Source organism: Martinezella sp. CNPSo 3964 (genome assembly GCF_057784375.1).
The window spans coordinates 72,522-87,997 of the sequence record NZ_JBXSOW010000019.1 but is presented as its reverse complement, the minus strand read 5'-3'; the positions used below and the strand labels follow the sequence as shown (position 1 = coordinate 87,997).

At 61.2% G+C, this 15,476-nt stretch carries 13 protein-coding genes; 6 read left to right on the top strand and 7 right to left on the bottom strand.

What is annotated here, in order from left to right; all coding sequences use genetic code 11:
* Window positions 1-14: 14 nt before the first annotated feature.
* The 3 genes from AC13Q5_RS33930 to AC13Q5_RS33920 form a co-directional block, all read right to left on the bottom strand.
* On the bottom strand, window positions 15-851 hold the full coding sequence (locus tag AC13Q5_RS33930; protein WP_075856731.1) for a carbohydrate ABC transporter permease: 837 nt from the start codon (window positions 849-851) through the stop codon (window positions 15-17).
* Window positions 848-1,708, bottom strand: a complete 861-nt coding sequence (locus AC13Q5_RS33925) for a carbohydrate ABC transporter permease (RefSeq protein WP_075856732.1) — start codon at window positions 1,706-1,708, stop codon at window positions 848-850. The genes AC13Q5_RS33930 and AC13Q5_RS33925 overlap by 4 nt, the downstream gene beginning before the upstream one ends.
* 162 nt (window positions 1,709-1,870) lie before the next feature.
* Window positions 1,871-3,145, bottom strand: coding sequence for an ABC transporter substrate-binding protein (locus tag AC13Q5_RS33920; protein WP_075856733.1), 1,275 nt, complete (start codon window positions 3,143-3,145; stop codon window positions 1,871-1,873).
* Between the two features lie 86 nt (window positions 3,146-3,231).
* On the opposite strand from AC13Q5_RS33920, the gene AC13Q5_RS33915 reads away from it, so the two are divergent.
* Both AC13Q5_RS33915 and AC13Q5_RS33910 read left to right on the top strand, forming a co-directional pair.
* A complete protein-coding gene (locus tag AC13Q5_RS33915) occupies window positions 3,232-4,185 on the top strand; it encodes a helix-turn-helix domain-containing protein (RefSeq protein ID WP_075856734.1) in 954 nt (317 codons plus the stop codon).
* Window positions 4,186-4,245: 60 nt separating this feature from the next.
* On the top strand, window positions 4,246-5,034 hold the full coding sequence (locus tag AC13Q5_RS33910) for a TIM barrel protein (protein WP_488504771.1): 789 nt from the start codon (window positions 4,246-4,248) through the stop codon (window positions 5,032-5,034).
* Between the two features lie 10 nt (window positions 5,035-5,044).
* Here AC13Q5_RS33910 and copD read toward each other — a convergent pair whose 3' ends face one another.
* Complete coding sequence (copD, locus tag AC13Q5_RS33905) at window positions 5,045-5,929, bottom strand: copper homeostasis membrane protein CopD (RefSeq protein ID WP_488504770.1); 885 nt, start codon at window positions 5,927-5,929, stop codon at window positions 5,045-5,047.
* A 378-nt stretch (window positions 5,930-6,307) separates the two neighbouring features.
* On the opposite strand from copD, the gene AC13Q5_RS33900 reads away from it, so the two are divergent.
* The gene (locus AC13Q5_RS33900) at window positions 6,308-7,081 is read left to right on the top strand and encodes a metallophosphoesterase (RefSeq protein ID WP_488504769.1); all 774 of its coding nucleotides are present in this window, start codon (window positions 6,308-6,310) and stop codon (window positions 7,079-7,081) included.
* Window positions 7,082-7,088: 7 nt separating this feature from the next.
* Here AC13Q5_RS33900 and AC13Q5_RS33895 read toward each other — a convergent pair whose 3' ends face one another.
* A complete protein-coding gene (locus AC13Q5_RS33895; RefSeq protein ID WP_488504768.1) occupies window positions 7,089-8,570 on the bottom strand; it encodes an NAD-dependent succinate-semialdehyde dehydrogenase in 1,482 nt (493 codons plus the stop codon).
* A gap of 72 nt (window positions 8,571-8,642) precedes the next feature.
* Entirely contained in the window at window positions 8,643-9,914 is a 1,272-nt protein-coding gene (locus tag AC13Q5_RS33890) for a 4-aminobutyrate--2-oxoglutarate transaminase (protein WP_488504767.1), read from the bottom strand.
* A 285-nt stretch (window positions 9,915-10,199) separates the two neighbouring features.
* Between AC13Q5_RS33890 and AC13Q5_RS33885 the strand changes: the two genes are divergently transcribed.
* The 3 genes from AC13Q5_RS33885 to AC13Q5_RS33875 all read left to right on the top strand — a co-directional run bounded on the left by AC13Q5_RS33885 (window position 10,200) and on the right by AC13Q5_RS33875 (window position 13,667).
* Complete coding sequence (locus AC13Q5_RS33885) at window positions 10,200-11,030, top strand: MerR family transcriptional regulator (protein WP_488504766.1); 831 nt, start codon at window positions 10,200-10,202, stop codon at window positions 11,028-11,030.
* Window positions 11,031-11,112: 82 nt separating this feature from the next.
* The gene (locus tag AC13Q5_RS33880; RefSeq protein ID WP_075856741.1) at window positions 11,113-11,739 is read left to right on the top strand and encodes a ribonuclease D; all 627 of its coding nucleotides are present in this window, start codon (window positions 11,113-11,115) and stop codon (window positions 11,737-11,739) included.
* A 239-nt stretch (window positions 11,740-11,978) separates the two neighbouring features.
* Window positions 11,979-13,667 carry a hypothetical protein gene (locus AC13Q5_RS33875; protein WP_488504765.1) on the top strand — a complete coding sequence of 563 codons (1,689 nt, stop codon included), beginning with the start codon at window positions 11,979-11,981 and terminating at the stop codon, window positions 13,665-13,667.
* Window positions 13,668-13,771: 104 nt separating this feature from the next.
* Here the strand turns inward: AC13Q5_RS33875 and rpsA are convergent, their stop codons facing one another.
* Entirely contained in the window at window positions 13,772-15,475 is a 1,704-nt protein-coding gene (gene rpsA, locus AC13Q5_RS33870) for a 30S ribosomal protein S1 (RefSeq protein WP_075856743.1), read from the bottom strand.
* Window position 15,476 lies beyond the last annotated feature (1 nt).

The window sequence follows — 15,476 nt, the reverse complement described above, 5'->3', positions numbered from 1 at the left end:
CGGATCTCCCGGAACTATTTGATTGCGCCGGCGGCGATGCCGGCGATGAAGTGGCGCTGCAGGAGAACGAAGATGATGAGGATCGGTGCCGTCAGCATCACAGCACCAGCCATGATGCCGCCCCAGGAGACCCTGGTGAGGCCGATCAGTGTTCCGAGCGCCACGGGCGCGGTCATCATTCCCGGTCGGGAGTTGATGAGCAGCGGCCAGAGGTAGTTGTTCCAGGAGGCCAGGAACAGGATGATGGCGAGCGCCGCCATGGTCGGCCGTGCGAGCGGCAGGGCGATGCGCAGGAAGATCTGCCATTCCTTGACGCCCTCGACGCGGGCGGCGTCAAAGAGTTCGCCCGGCATCATCGAGAAGGCCTGGCGCATGAAGAGCACACCGAGTGAGTTGAAGAGCGGCGGTACGATCAGGGCGACCCATGAATTGGCCAGCCCGAAATCGCGTGCCACCATGATGAACTGCGGGATGACGACGACGGAGTAGGGCAGCGTGATCGTGCCGAGGATGATGCCGATGACGCCCGAACGGCCGGCAAACTGGTAGCGCGCCAGTGCCCATCCGGCCATCGAGGTCAGCAGCACCGACAGGACGGTATAGACGACGGCAACGACGATGGAGATCGTCATGGCGCCGATGAAGTTGGTGTCGGCCTGCAAGTTCCGGACGTTGTCCATGAAACCTGTCGACGGTGTCAGAATGATGCCGGGGCTGAAAATGCCGTAATCGGGCATGGTCGAGAAGACGAACATCATCCAGAGCGGAAACAGCCAGATGATGGCGAGCGGCACCAGCAGGCCGTGCAGCGCGATCGAGCGGATCAGAGTGGATTTGGACTTCGATTTCATTTTGGTTCGCGCCCCACCCAGAGATTGAGGAGAGAGATGGCTACTGCGAGCGCCGCCATCGTGTAGGCGACCGCCGAGGCATAGCCGAAGTTGGTCGACTGGAAGGCCTGACGATAGAGCAGCAGGCCGAGCGTTTCCGTCCCGCCGCCGGGGCCGCCCCTGTTGGTGATCAGATATGGCTCGGTGAAGAGCTGCATGGTGCCGATGACGGACAGGACGACGCAGAACAGAATGATAGGCTTCAGCAGCGGCAGGGTGATATGGATGAACTGCTGGAAACGGCTGACGCGGTCGAGGGTTGCAGCCTCGTAAACATCCTCGGGGATCGATTGCAGCCCGGACAGGATGATGATGGCGTTATAACCCGCCCAGCGCCAGGTGACGGCGATGATGATGAGCACCATGGCGGCATGCGATTCCGCAAACCACGACACCGGTGCGAAGCCGACCGTACCGAGCAGCTTGTTGACGATGCCGAAATCGACGTTGAACATCAGGCGGAAGACAGCGGCATAGGCCACCTCGCCGACGACGACGGGTGCGAAGAAAGCGAAGCGAAAAATGCCACGGGCCTTCAACAGCGGTGAATTCAGCAGCACCGCCATGACCGTGGCGAGCGTGATCATGACGGGGACCTGGACGATCAGGATGATCAGCGTGTTTTGAAGCGCGTTGTAGAAGGCCGGGTCGCCGAACAGGCGCCCCCAATTGAGCGACAGATTGTAGACCCACGGATTAACCCGGGTGTTCTGGAACGAAATCAGGAACGAATCGATGATCGGCCAGACCCAGAAAGCGGCGAACACCAGAAGATAGGGTGCAAGGAACGCATAGGCGCTCCGGTTTCGCAACCGCATGAAAGCCTTCTCCTTTATGCGCAGTGAAATGACGCGTGACATTGCATCCCCGCGCCCCTAGAGCGTGACGCCGAAAAGTGTAGGCGGTTTTCGGACGACGTCACGCTCTAGGGGCGGCGGGGATGCCGGGCGCGGCTTGGGATGCGCGCCCGGCAGTGTCACTCATTTCGCGAGCGGCAGGCCTGTCGCCGAGGCGATCTGCTGCGCCGCATCGTCGAGCGCGGCCTTGCCGTTTGGATAGCCGCCGGCAAGGTATTTCGTCTGGACGGCCTTTATGACCTCATCGGCGTCACTGAAATACTGGGTGCCCGGGCTCGGGTGGATTTTCGGCAGGGTGGCGAGGATATCGGCCCAGACCTTTTGCCCACCCCAATAGGGCTGCGGTTCGTTGACGAAGGGATCCTTGACCGCCGTCAACAGCGACGGCACGAGACCGAAGGATTTCAGCATGGTCACCTGGCCCTCGTTGGTACCAAGCGTGTATTCGAGGAATTTCCAGGCGGCTTCCTTGTGCTTGGAGCCGCTGGCGATTGCGAGCGACGAACCGCCGAGATTGGCTGCATGCGGGCCGTCGGCCGTCATGCTCGGCATCGGATAGACGCCCCATTTGCCGGCGAGATCCGGCGAGGTGGAGCGGACGGTGCCTTCATACCAGCCGCCATACAGCTGCGATGCCACCTTGCTTGCAGTGTTCGCCTGAATTTTCTCGTTCCAGTTCGCCGCGGTCATCAGGCCCGCGTCCTTGATCTCCTTCACCTTGTCCAGCGCTTTGACGCAGCCGGGCTGGTTGACGGTGATGCTCTGGCTGTCACTCGAGAAATAGCCGCAGCCTTGTTCGTTGGCGAGCATGCGGAACCATTCGCTATCGCCGTTGAGATCGGCCTGCGTCATGACGACACCGGGATTGGCGGCGGAGATTTTCTTGCCGGCGGCAATGAAATCGTCCCAGGTCTTGATCGTTGCCGGATCGACGCCCGCCTTTTCATAGAGGTCACGGCGATAGAACATGGTGACCGGGCCGGAATCCCACGGCATCGCGTAGGCGGCATCGCCGACTTCAAGCTCGGCGCGCTTGAAATCCGGGAACTGCTTCTTCAGTTCGTCATTATAGCCGAGCTTCGTGAGATCGGTCAGGCAGTCCGGAAAGCGGTTCCAGAAGATCGAAGCCTTGTGGTTTTCGATCGACATGACGTCGGGCAGGCCGTCGCCGCCGGCAGCGCAAGCGGCCAGCATCTTATCGAAGACCTGCGGGTTGCCGATGTCTTGAACATCGACCTTGATGTCGGGATATTTCTTATTGAACCCCTCGACGGTGGATTTCAGCGCCGATGCGGCGATGTTCCAGCTCCAGACCGTAATGGTGGTTTGCTCTGCAAAGGCAGAACCGGAAGCGAGCAGGGCAGCAAGCACCGTCGCTCCAGCAAGTTTTAAACGCATTGAAAATCCTCCCTTTTCAATTGCCGTCCTCAAGAGAACACGCTTAAACTATCTGTCGGTACGCTTCTGTCTCCTAAAAAGGGAACATCGACTTGGCGAAAAGTAAGGTAGGTCAACGGGCGGTTTATCAGCCGGGTGCGAGCAGCGTCGAAGGGCTCCCAAATGTCCTGCAGATGTTTCATAACCACCCGTTGCCGATGGCAAAGCCGCATTGGCACGCGCAGGTGGAAGTGAACTACATTGTCCGCGGGACCGTGCATTACCGCATCGGCGATCACCAGCTTACTTTGAGAGCGGGCGAGATCTGCCTTTTCTGGGGCGGTCAGCCGCATCTGTTGGACGAGCTGTCGGAGGATGCGATCTATGCGGGCGCGCATCTGCCGCTGGTGCATTTTTTCCGCTTGCGGCTGCCGCTCGATATTTCCGGCCGCCTCATTCGCGGGCAGGCCCTGATAAGCTCGGCGACCGATGCCGCCGATGACGAGAACTTTGCCAGATGGCACCGCTACGTCATGTCCGGCGACGGCGCCAGGGCCGAACATGCCGTCGCGGAGCTCCTTCTGCGCCTGGAGCGCATCGCCTTCGAACCCTATCGCATGGTGCCGGAGAAGCAGGAAAACCTGACCAACGACCAGGCCCATCCGCAATCCTCGCGCAGCCTGGCGCGCATGTGCGATTTCATCGCCGACAATTTCCTGCACGACATCGATACCGTCGATATCGCCAAGGCGGCGCATCTCCACCCGAAATATGCGATGAATCTCTTCAAGAAATCCACGGGCATGACGCTGGCGAAATATGTGAACCTGCTGCGCCTTTCGCGCGCCCAGGCGATGCTGATGCGCGATGGCGCCAATGTGCTGCAGGTGGCCATGGATAGTGGCTTCGGCTCGATCAGCGCCTTCAACAAATCCTTCCGTCACATTGCCGGCATGACGCCTTCCGATTTCCGCCGTGATATGCGCGTGCTCTCGGCGATGAATGTCGAAGCCATCAAGCCTTCGATGCATCGGCCGCCGCCGCAACATCATCGTTCGTGAGGCTTGCAGTTATGCACGATCTCGCCCATTGCTCCTGACCAGTTGAGAGAGGAGAATCTCATGCGGCAGTTTTCGGCTTGCATCGAGTGGTTGTTTGCGCGCGATGGCGACGCCTTTGCCGATCGTATCCGGCTGGCGCATGAAGCGGGGCTCGATGCGGTCGAGTTCTGGCACTGGACGAGCAAGGATCTGGACGCGATCGCGGCTGCCGTAGCCGAGACTGGCATTGCGGTTTCTGGTCTTGTTGCCGAGCCGATGATCGCGTTGACGAATCCGGCAAACAAGGAGACTTGGCTCAAGGGGTTGCGGGAGTCTGTTGCCGTCGCCCAGCGTCTCAGCGCGCCAGTTCTCATCGCACAGGCCGGCGATGAGCTGCCGGAGCTTTCACGAGCCGAACAGCGGGCGGCCATCGTCGCTGCTTTGAACGCCGGTGCCGATATTCTCGAAGGGTCCGGCGTCCGGCTTGGCCTCGAGCCGTTGAACACGACGATCGATCATGTCGGCTATTACCTGTCTTCGACGGCGGAAGGCCTCGATATCGTCGACGAGGTCGGCCGCCCGGAAATCGGCATCGTCTATGATGTCTACCATTCGGCTGTCATGGGCGAAAACACGCAGGAAGTGATCGGCGATCGCATCGACCGGATCGTGCATCTCCACGTCGCCGATCATCCCGGCCGCAGCGACCCCGGCACCGGCCGCATTGATCTGAAGGAGCGGCTCGATTGGCTCTTTGCTCAGGGCTATAGCGGCAGGATCGGCTTGGAGTACAAGCCGGCGACAGGCGATGCCGCTGCCGTTCGCGCGGTGGTGAAATCACTCGGCGGCTCGCTTCGCGGGGCTGCTTGAGGCCTTCCGCCTACACCGGCTCCAGCATGCCGAAGGCAGCGACGAGCCCGATGACGACAATGCCGATGATGATTTCTGTGATGCTTCCAAGTCGAAGGGCCAGCAATGCGCGGACCGGCTTGCGGCCGATCCAGGGTACGAAGACGTAGCGATTGACGATGGCCAGCACCGCCATGACTGCGACCAGTGCGATCTTGATGGCAAGCAGCATCTGATAAGGCGAAGACCAATCCGTCGGCAAGTGTTTCAGGATCAGCAGCGTATTGACGATGCCGGAGAGAATGACGAGCGCGACCGCCACGTGCCCGGCATTGGAGAAACGGCGCAGCGCCAGTTGCGCTTCCGCCCTGCATTCCGGACGGCCGAGAAGCCTGAGAATGGTGAGCAATGGCACCAGCGCCCCGAGCCAGCCGCCGCCAGCGAGCACATGCAGGACATCATTGGCCCGATGCGCCTGCTGCACCCAGCCTTCCAGCATCGAGGCATGGCCGGTCAATGAAAGCGAGGCTAGCCCGAGGCCTGCTCCCAAGGCTAGCCCATGACGGCGCCAGCTTTCCGGCAGCAGCAAGGCGCAAACGATCACGATGGCCGCAAGCGCCTGCGCCTGCCAGGCGACCCCGATCGTGGTTTCGAAAACCACGTCATGGATCATGCTCACGTCGAGCGCATCGCTCCAGCCGCCACCGATATTCGCTGTCGCCACCGGCAGCGCGGCCAGCACCGTGAAGACGGCAATTGCGGCGATCAGCAAAAACGGCCTTGCAACCATGCGCCAGACCGTGTCGGCGAGTATTCTCGGCGCAAGCAGGGAGAGATAGGCGCAGGCGCCCCATAGAAGCATCAGGGATGCGTCATGCAGGAAGCGGCAGAGTTGGAGCGCTGTCGTCGTATCCATCAGGACTTCACGATAAATTTACAGGCGCCATGAGTGTGACGTTCCAGTTTGGGTCGGTGTCGTTTCGCCGGCAATCCGGCAGCCCTCGTGCAGAAGCTGCCCGACACCCACGTTTTCTCGGGTTGAACGGCGGGAATTTCTCGCGCCAGCGTGGTTAGCGCGATAAGATTGCGGATACGCACTGTCAACTTTCTCCATGCATAAAGGCCCGGTTCGGGACGCTTTGCCGCAAGGCGGGTTAGTGCCGTAGGCCCGGTCCTGCTGCCAGAACCGTCATCAGCGATGATTTCCGCCTTTCTGGCAAAGAATTGTCGCTTTTGAGTCCTTTTTGCAGACACAGTTAAGGCGTTCCGGGGTGTGCGCTCGAAAGGCAGTTTCATGGCGGCATCTAGGATACGCGAAAAAATGCCCAATGGCTTCGGCCATCGCCGGCATCGCGAATGGCTCGAACATCTCGATATGCCCACCTATGTCATCGGCGATGTCCACGGCCGTTACGATCTCCTGAGCGCGCTGGAGCGCAAGATCTTCGCCGATGCTGTAGGGCTGCCCGGCCGCAAGCTCATCATCATGCTCGGGGATTTTATCGACCGCGGTCCGGCGTCGGCGCAGGTGGTCGGCCGCCTGATGGCACCGCCGCCGAATGGCTTCGACCGCATCTGCTTGACCGGCAATCATGAGATGGCGATGCTTTCCTATGTCGATGGCGAGATATCGCTTGAGGATTGGGTGGCGCTTGGCGGCGATGCCACACTTGCCTCCTATGGTGTGGATATCCCTCGCCTGCAGCGATTATATCCTAAGCAAAAGAAGCTCGACACCTTCATCCGAACCTGGCTGCCGGACGATCACGTCAATTTCCTGCGTCGCCTGCCGATCCTGCTGGACACGCCGAAGGCCTTGTTCGTCCATGCCGGCATTGATCCGGATCGGTCGATCGCCGACCAGCAGGACGACGACTTGGTCTTCATCCGCTCGCGTTTCTACGACAGTGCACAGCCGCTGCCGAAGCTGATCATACATGGCCATACACCGATCCGGCAGGCTGAAGTCAATGGTCTCAGGCTCAATCTCGATACCGGCGCTTTTCACACCGGCCGGCTGAGCGCGGCCCGGCTATGGCAGGGCCGCATTCACATCACCTCAACCTGATAGTCGGCTACAGGTTGCCGATGCAGAGGTACTTCATTTCCAGATAGTCGTCGGCACCGTGGCGCGAGCCTTCGCGGCCGAGGCCCGATTGCTTGATGCCGCCGAAGGGCGCAGTCTCTGATGACATCAGGCCGGTATTGATGCCGACCATGCCGTATTCCAGCGCTTCCGCCACGCGCCAGACCTTCTTCAGGTCGCCGGCGAAGAAATAGGCGGCAAGCCCGAATTCGGTGTCGTTCGCCTGGGCGATGACATCCTCGACCGTGTCGAAGCGGAAGAGCGGCGCAACGGGGCCGAAGGTTTCCTCGCGGGCAACCTTCATGCTGCGGTCGACGCCGGTCAGGATCGTCGGCGCGAAGAAGGTGCCGGCACCTTCGATGCGCTTGCCGCCGAGCACGACGCGGGCGCCCTTGGAGATGGCATCCCGAACATGGTCTTCAGCCTTGGCGACACCCTGCTCGTCGATCAGCGGCCCGACTGTCACACCCGGCTTGAAGCCGTCACCGACGGAAAGCTCGCCCACCTTGGCGGCAAGCTTGGCGGCAAAGGCGTCGTAGACATTGGATTGGACATAGATGCGGTTGGCGCAGACGCAGGTCTGGCCGGCATTGCGGTACTTCGAAGCCATCGCCCCTTCGACGGCGGCATCCAGATCGGCATCGTCAAAGACGATGAAAGGCGCATTACCACCGAGTTCGAGGCTCACCTTCTTGATCTGGTCGGCGCACTGGCGCATCAGGATACGGCCGACTTCGGTCGAGCCGGTGAAGCTGATCTTGCGCACCTTCGGATTGCCGCAAAGCTCGCGGCCGATCGCCGGGCCGTCGATGCCGACGATGATATTGAGCACGCCGGCCGGAATGCCTGCCTCTTCAGCAAGCACGGCAAGCGCGATCGCCGTCAGTGGCGTCTGCTCGGCAGGCTTCGAAACCACGGTGCAGCCGACGGCAAGCGCCGGCGCGATCTTGCGGGCGATCATGGCGGCAGGGAAATTCCAGGGCGTGATCGTGCCGACAACGCCGACCGGCTGCTTGATGACGACCATGCGCTTGTCGTTGGAGGGGGCGGGGATGGTTTCGCCATAGATGCGCTTGGCCTCTTCCGCGTACCATTCGACATAGGAGGCGGCGTAGAGGATCTCGCCTCTGGCTTCCGGCAGCGGCTTGCCCATTTCGGCCGTCAGGATCGCCCCCAGCTCATCGGCATTGGCGACCATGAGATCGAACCACTTGCGCAGGATAACGGCGCGTTCCTTGGCGGGGCGGGCCGCCCAGGCGACTTGCGCGATATAGGCGGCATCGATGGCAGCCGTCGTTTCGGCTGCTCCCATGTCGGGAAGAGTCGCGAGCACTTCGCCGGTGGCCGGATTGACGACATCGAATGTCTTCGTTGCCCCGCCCGCCGTCCAGACGCCGTTGATATAGCCGGCGGCGCGCAGGAAGCGCGAGGAGAAGGGAACATGCTTGGTCATTGCTGTTGTAAAGGACATGCTATGCACTCCGACAGGTTTCGCCCGGCAGGCCGCACGGGCGGATAAAGGGAAATACTTGGATCGCGTCCGTTAATGGGAGGCGCTTGCCTCCAGCAGCGATGCCTCGAGAATGTCGAGCGCCTCGCTGAACACGCCGTCCTGAATGGTGATCGGCGACAGGAAGCGGATGACATTGCCGTGGACGCCGCAGGTCAAAAGGATCAGGCCCTTGTCGAGCGCGATCAGGCGAACCTTGTTGGCGAAATCCGCGCTCGGCAGCTTGGTTGTCGCATCGTTGAATTCGACCGCATTCATGAAGCCGGGGCCGCGGATATCGGCGATTTCAGGCACCTTGTCACGCAGCGATTCCAGCCGCTGCTTCAGGCGCGAGCCGAGCTGGTTGGCGCGGTCGCATAGGCCCTCGTCGGCGATGACGTCAAGCACGGCATGGGCAGCGGCGATGCCAAGCGGATTGCCGCCATAGGTGCCGCCGAGGCCGCCGGGGCCAGGGGCGTCCATCACCTCGGCGCGGCCGGTGACGGCGGCGAGCGGGAAGCCGCCGGCAAGGCTCTTCGCCATGGTGACGAGATCGGCAGCCACTTCATGGTGATCCATCGCAAACATCTTGCCGGTGCGCGCAAAGCCGGTCTGCACCTCGTCGGCAATCAGGAGAATGCCGTGCTGGTCGCAGATTTCGCGCAGAGCCTTCATGAAGGCCGCGGGCGCGGGGTAGAAGCCGCCTTCGCCCTGTACGGGTTCCAGAATGATGGCCGCTACGCGCTGCGGATCGACATCGGCCGCAAAGAGCTTCTTCAGCGTCGCCAGCGATTGCTCGACGCTCACGCCGTGCAGCGGCACCGGGAAGGGGGCATGGAAGACATCGCCCGGCATCGGGCCGAAGCCGATCTTGTAGGGCGCGACCTTGCCGGTCAGCGCCATGCCCATGAAGGTGCGGCCGTGAAAGCCGCCGCCAAAGGCGATGATGGCGGAGCGGCCGGTCGCGGCGCGGGCGATCTTGACGGCGTTTTCGACCGCTTCCGCACCCGTCGTCACGAAGATCGTCTTCTTGGCGAAATCGCCGGGAAGGATCGCGTTCAGCCGCTCGGCGAGATGCACATAGCTCTCATAGGGCACCACCTGATGGCAGGTGTGGGTGAAGCGGTCGAGCTGTTCCTTGACGGCGGCAATGACGCGCGGATGGCGGTGGCCGGTATTCACGACGGCGATGCCGGAGGCGAAATCGATATAGCGATGCCCTTCCTTGTCCCAGATCTCGGCGTTTTCGGCGCGATCGGCATAGATCTGCGTCGTCATGCCGACGCCGCGGGAAATGGCGGCATTCTTCCGCTCGGTCAGGGTCATTGCAGTGGCTCCCAGAAGGTCGTTTTCGAATTATCTTGCAGAACTTCTGCAAGTTATTTAAAAAATTCCTACATTTTTCCTGTAGGATTTCAAGCGGGATTTTGTGTTGGTGACAAGAATGCGCCGAAGGCTCGCATACAACGTCACGTCTCCCTTTATGGCGGCTAGGGGGCGCCGTAGCATCTTGAAAAGCGGCAGGAATTCTTAAATCGATTTAAAGAATTGTGCAGCGGGCGCCCTTCCATGCTAAACGGATCGAAAGACAAAAATCAGGGATATTGGCAAATGAGCAGCATCGAGCCCGAGCGCTATCCTGTGCGCTACAAGGTGGCGGAAGCGGCGCGTCTTGCCGGCGTATCGGCCTCCACCTTGCGTCTATGGGAAAGCCAGGGGCTTGTAGTTCCTTCCCGCTCCGAGACTGGCCATCGCCAATATAGCGCAGAGGACGTGGCGCGGCTGAAGCGCATTTCCTGGTTCCGCGCCGAACGCGGCCTCAATCCGGCGGCGATCCGCGAGGCGCTTGAGACGGAGGAGGGGAATGCCACCGGCGCGGAGAATGGCGAACAATCGGCATCCTCGGATATCGGCCGCAGGCTCCGCTCGCTGCGACATGCCGCCGGCAAGACGCTGGAGCAGGTCGCAGCCGACATAGGCATGACCTCCTCGACGCTCTCGACCCTGGAGCGCACATCGCAGGGCGTCAGCTTCAAGACCCTGCATGATCTCGCGGACTATTACGGCACGACGGTATCGCGCCTGTCGGGTGAGGAGCGGGAGGATGTTCCCGCGCTCATCCGGTCCGGCGAATGGCGTGCCTGGCCGGCGACGACACCCGGCGTCACCGTGCAACTGCTCGCTGAGGGCAGGACGATGATGGATTGCCACCGCTTCGTACTCGCTCCTGGCGCGGCGAGCGAGGGCGCCTATCGTCATGAGGGTGAGGAGTTCATCCATGTCCTTGCCGGACGTCTGGAACTGGTGCTGGACAGCGACCAGTTCTTCGATCTCATGGCCGGCGATTCCCTCTATTTCGAAAGCCGGCGCTATCATTCCTGGCGCAACCGCCATGATGGTGAGACCATATTGCTCTGGATCAACACGCCGCCGACATTTTGAACGGCGCTGGTATGGTTCTCATCCTGTCTGTTCTATAGAACGGACGAAAATCGAATTCTGAAGACCGAGCCGGGAGAATCTCATGGCCGCCACCATCCGTTATCACGAAGGCGATATTTCTGCCGAAGATGCCGCCCGCTACACCGGCGCCATAGCCATAGACACCGAAACCCTCGGTCTCGTTCCACGCCGCGACCGGCTTTGCCTCGTGCAGCTTTCGCCGGGCGACGGTACGGCTGACGTCATCCGCATCGCCGCCGGCCAGAAGCAGGCGCCCAATCTCGTCGCCATGCTCGCCGACCCGACGCACCAGAAGATCTTTCATTACGGCCGCTTCGACATCGCCGTCCTGTTCCATACGTTCGGCGTCACCACGACGCCGGTCTTCTGCACCAAGATCGCCTCGCGCCTCTGCCGTACCTATACCGACCGCCATGGCCTGAAGGACAATCTCAAGGAAATGCTCGACGTCGATATTTCCAAGGCACAGCAGTCATCCGACTGGGCGGCGGAAACGCTTTCGCCGGCGCAGCTCGAATATGCTGCCTCCGACGTGCTTTATCTGCATGCGCTGCGCGAAAAGCTGACGCAACGCCTGTTGCGCGATGGCCGTATGGACTATGCGGATGACTGCTTCGCCTTTCTGCCGACGCGGGCCAAGCTCGACCTTCTCGGCTGGGAAGAGGCGGATATCTTCGCACATAGCTGATTGCTTCGCTTGCAGGGCGAAATCCAGGGGCCGGCGTCGCGGAAGTGGCATCGGCCCTCTTATTTAGTGATCTGTTAAGGATTCGACTGCTATTTTGCGGATGATTTCCAGTTCTGCGCGTTCGCGCCTCGCCACTTCGGTCATCCGGCGCTAGGAAATGTTACCGGCCGCATGAGCGGTCCTGGATTGAACCTGCCCTCCCGCTTCCATCGTCGCCTTGCCAGACAAAGGAGCATGTCATGTTGCTTCCCGTTGGTGCCGTGTCCGCTGTGGGTGTGTCCATTGAGAAGCCGATTGCCGCAACGGCTGAGACCTCCGGGCTTCAGACGACGGCAACGCCACTCGCTGTTCTGTCGAGCACCGTTAATGCCAGCGTCGAAGGCAAGCTGAACATGCTGCTGGTCGCGGCCCGCGAGCGCATGCTCGACAGCCTGCTCTCCGCGATCGATGCCGCCAGCAAGGTGGTGAATGTTTCCCGAGAGCCGGGTGAGAGCAATACCGCCTATGCGCAGCGCGTTGCCGCCGCAATCCGCAGCCTGACCCCGCCGCAGCTCGCCGTTGCGCAACAACGGCTGGACGCGCAGATGAGGACGCCGGTGCCGTTGCCGCTTCTGGCAGCGGCTTTGGAGGACCCTGAAAGCCCGCAGGCGGTGCAGCTGGCTCTCAGCCTTGAGCAGGCATCGACCGTCGAGCCGGACGCCGTGCTGAAGGCGGTCGTCAATTCCTATGGGCAGAATGCCGGCGAGGTGGAAACGCCGGCCACCCAGGCACCGACATCGGCGCCGCTGCAGAAAGCGGCCGATCTGGCCGCCCTGGCAACGGCGCTTGCGGCTGCGGAAGAACCGGCTTCCGCTATACCCGCGCCTACGCCTACGACGACCACGCCAGCCACGGCCCAGCCTGCCGCACAGCCGGCACCCTCGGCACAGCAGCCGTCGCAACCGGGTTCCCTCGCTCAATCTCCATCGGCGCCGGCCGTTGGTCAGGCCACTTTGGCGCAGACGGCCCAAGCACAGACAGTCGCGCAAAATGGAGCCATCATCGTCCCGCAAGCCGCGCCTGCTGGCAGCATTGCTGTCGCAGCCTCTCCTTCCATGCTTGCGTCTCTTGTCGATGATCTGACCGCAGGCGTGCTGTTGACGGCGATCGCCGCCGAGGCTGAACTTCCGACCGAAGTCGCATTGATCCGGTCGCCGCTGACGCCACCGCCGGTGCCGCGCGACATCCAGCAGATAGAAGCCGATATCAAACAGGGCCTGCAGGTCGTCATCAGCCCGCCGGCAATGGCGACCGATGCCGATCTTCTGCAAATCATCAGCAATCCCTCTTCCTCCATCGAGAAGATCATCGCTCAGGCGCTGACCGGCAATACCGCGGCGCAGGCATCGTCCGCGCAGCCGCCGGCCGCCAATGAAGGCCCCAAGAGCCCGGTTTCGTTGGCGGCCATGCCGGTGTCATTGGCGGAAGAACCTGAAACATCAGGTGCCCTTGCCCTAGCTTCCGGCAAGCCGCCGTTGCAGACGTCGTCCGTAACGCCGATGGCGGTGTATGAGGCTGCGGAGCAGGCAACGATATCGGCGCCCCTGCCGCTCGGCGTTCCCTTCGTCGTGGCGAATTATCTGCCGCTCGACGCCCCCGGCAAGAACAGCGAATCGAAATTGCTCAATCGCGTCGATCCCGTCGGCGATGAGGAGGGCGGACAAGCTCAGGACGAGGAAACCCCGCAAGGCCAGGATGAAGAGCAGGCTCATGCGGAGGAATCGTCAGCACAAGCAGAGGGCGAAGCATCCGACGAAGCGGAAGCCGGTCCGACCTCCGCTGGGGACAATAATGTCAGGCCGGAACTCGTTGCCTTGCCCCAGCCTTTGCGCGATCCCCTGCACGACCACGCCTTCGATTTCTATCGGCGCATGGTGGCCTGGGAATAGGCGACCTCGCAACGGACAGGCGGCGTGGATGCTGCATGACGGACATAAGAAAAACCCGCCGGATCACTCCGGCGGGTCTTTTGTTTCCAGGCTTCGACCGAAGATTATTCGGCGTTGCGGTTCTTCAGAGCCGCACCCAGGATGTCGCCGAGCGAAGCGCCCGAGTCGGACGAACCGAACTGAGCAACGGCTTCCTTCTCTTCTGCGATTTCCAAAGCCTTGATGGACAGCATGATCTTGCGGTCCTTCTTGGAGAAGTTGGTGACGCGAGCGTCGACAACCTGACCAACCGAGAAACGCTCAGGGCGCTGCTCGTCACGGTCACGCGACAGATCGGCGCGGCGGATGAACGAGGTGATGTCTTCGTGGCTGACGAGCTTCACTTCGATGCCGCCGTCGTTGACTGCGATGACTTCGCAGGAAACGACTGCATTCTTGCGCAGGTCGCCGGAAGCGGCTGCTTCGCCGACTGCGTCCTTGCCGAGCTGCTTGATGCCGAGCGAGATGCGTTCCTTCTCGACGTCGACGTCGAGAACGACGGCCTTGACCACGTCACCCTTGTTGTACTCTTCGATGACCTGCTCGCCCGGACGGTTCCAGTCGAGGTCGGAGAGGTGAACCATGCCGTCCACATCGCCGTCGAGGCCGATGAACAGGCCGAATTCGGTCTTGTTCTTGACTTCGCCTTCGACTTCGGTGCCAGCCGGATGGTTGCGGGCGAATGCTGCCCACGGGTTTTCCAGCGTCTGCTTCAGGCCGAGCGAGATACGACGCTTGGTCGGATCGACTTCGAGAACGACAACTTCGACTTCCTGGCTCGTGGACAGGATCTTGCCGGGGTGAACGTTCTTCTTGGTCCAGGACATTTCCGAGATGTGGATGAGGCCTTCGATGCCCGGCTCCAGCTCGACGAACGCACCGTAGTCGGTGATGTTCGTGACGGTACCGGAAATCTTCTTGCCTTCCGGATACTTGGCCTGGATGCCATCCCACGGATCGCTCTCGAGCTGCTTCATGCCGAGCGAGATGCGGTGGGTTTCCTGGTTGATGCGGATGATCTGTACCTTGACCTGCTGGCCGATGGACAGGATTTCCGACGGATGGTTCACACGGCGCCATGCCATGTCGGTGACGTGCAGCAGGCCGTCGATGCCGCCGAGGTCAACGAACGCACCGTAATCGGTGATGTTCTTGACGACGCCGTCAACAACCTGGCCTTCTTCGAGGTTCTGAACGATTTCAGAACGCTGCTCGGCACGGGACTCTTCCAGAACCGTGCGACGCGAAACGACGATGTTGCCGCGGCGCTTGTCCATCTTGAGGATTTCGAAGGGCTGCGGGTTATGCATCAGCGGGGTAACGTCGCGGATCGGACGGATGTCGACCTGCGAACGCGGCAGGAAGGCGATAGCGCCGTCGAGATCGACGGTGAAGCCGCCCTTGACCTGATTGAAGATGACGCCTTCAACGCGCTCGCCAGCTTCGAACTTGGCTTCGAGCTTGATCCAGCTTTCTTCGCGGCGAGCCTTTTCGCGCGACAGAACAGCTTCGCCAAGTGCGTTTTCGATGCGCTCGACGTAGACTTCGACTTCATCGCCAACCTTGAGCGTGCCGTCCTTGGCGCGCGCACCGAATTCCTTCAGCGCGATGCGGCCTTCGACCTTGAGGCCGACGTCCACAACAGCGACATCCTTTTCGATGGCGGTGATGATGCCCTTGGTGACATAGCCTTCAGCCAGATCGTTCTTGGCAAAGGATTCTTCGAGAAGGGCCGCGAAATCTTCGCGAGAGGGGGAAGTTACAGACATA

Coding starts and splice junctions, on each gene's coding strand:
- AC13Q5_RS33910 (WP_488504771.1), top strand. CDS start 4,246: ATGCGGCAGTTTTCGGCTTGCATCGAGTGGTTGTTTGCGCGCGATGGC.
- AC13Q5_RS33880 (WP_075856741.1), top strand. CDS start 11,113: ATGGCCGCCACCATCCGTTATCACGAAGGCGATATTTCTGCCGAAGAT.
- AC13Q5_RS33900 (WP_488504769.1), top strand. CDS start 6,308: ATGGCGGCATCTAGGATACGCGAAAAAATGCCCAATGGCTTCGGCCAT.
- AC13Q5_RS33930 (WP_075856731.1), bottom strand. CDS start 851: ATGAAATCGAAGTCCAAATCCACTCTGATCCGCTCGATCGCGCTGCAC.
- AC13Q5_RS33875 (WP_488504765.1), top strand. CDS start 11,979: ATGTTGCTTCCCGTTGGTGCCGTGTCCGCTGTGGGTGTGTCCATTGAG.
- rpsA (WP_075856743.1), bottom strand. CDS start 15,475: ATGTCTGTAACTTCCCCCTCTCGCGAAGATTTCGCGGCCCTTCTCGAA.
- AC13Q5_RS33885 (WP_488504766.1), top strand. CDS start 10,200: ATGAGCAGCATCGAGCCCGAGCGCTATCCTGTGCGCTACAAGGTGGCG.
- AC13Q5_RS33890 (WP_488504767.1), bottom strand. CDS start 9,914: ATGACCCTGACCGAGCGGAAGAATGCCGCCATTTCCCGCGGCGTCGGC.
- AC13Q5_RS33895 (WP_488504768.1), bottom strand. CDS start 8,570: ATGTCCTTTACAACAGCAATGACCAAGCATGTTCCCTTCTCCTCGCGC.
- AC13Q5_RS33925 (WP_075856732.1), bottom strand. CDS start 1,708: ATGCGGTTGCGAAACCGGAGCGCCTATGCGTTCCTTGCACCCTATCTT.
- copD (WP_488504770.1), bottom strand. CDS start 5,929: ATGGATACGACGACAGCGCTCCAACTCTGCCGCTTCCTGCATGACGCA.
- AC13Q5_RS33920 (WP_075856733.1), bottom strand. CDS start 3,145: ATGCGTTTAAAACTTGCTGGAGCGACGGTGCTTGCTGCCCTGCTCGCT.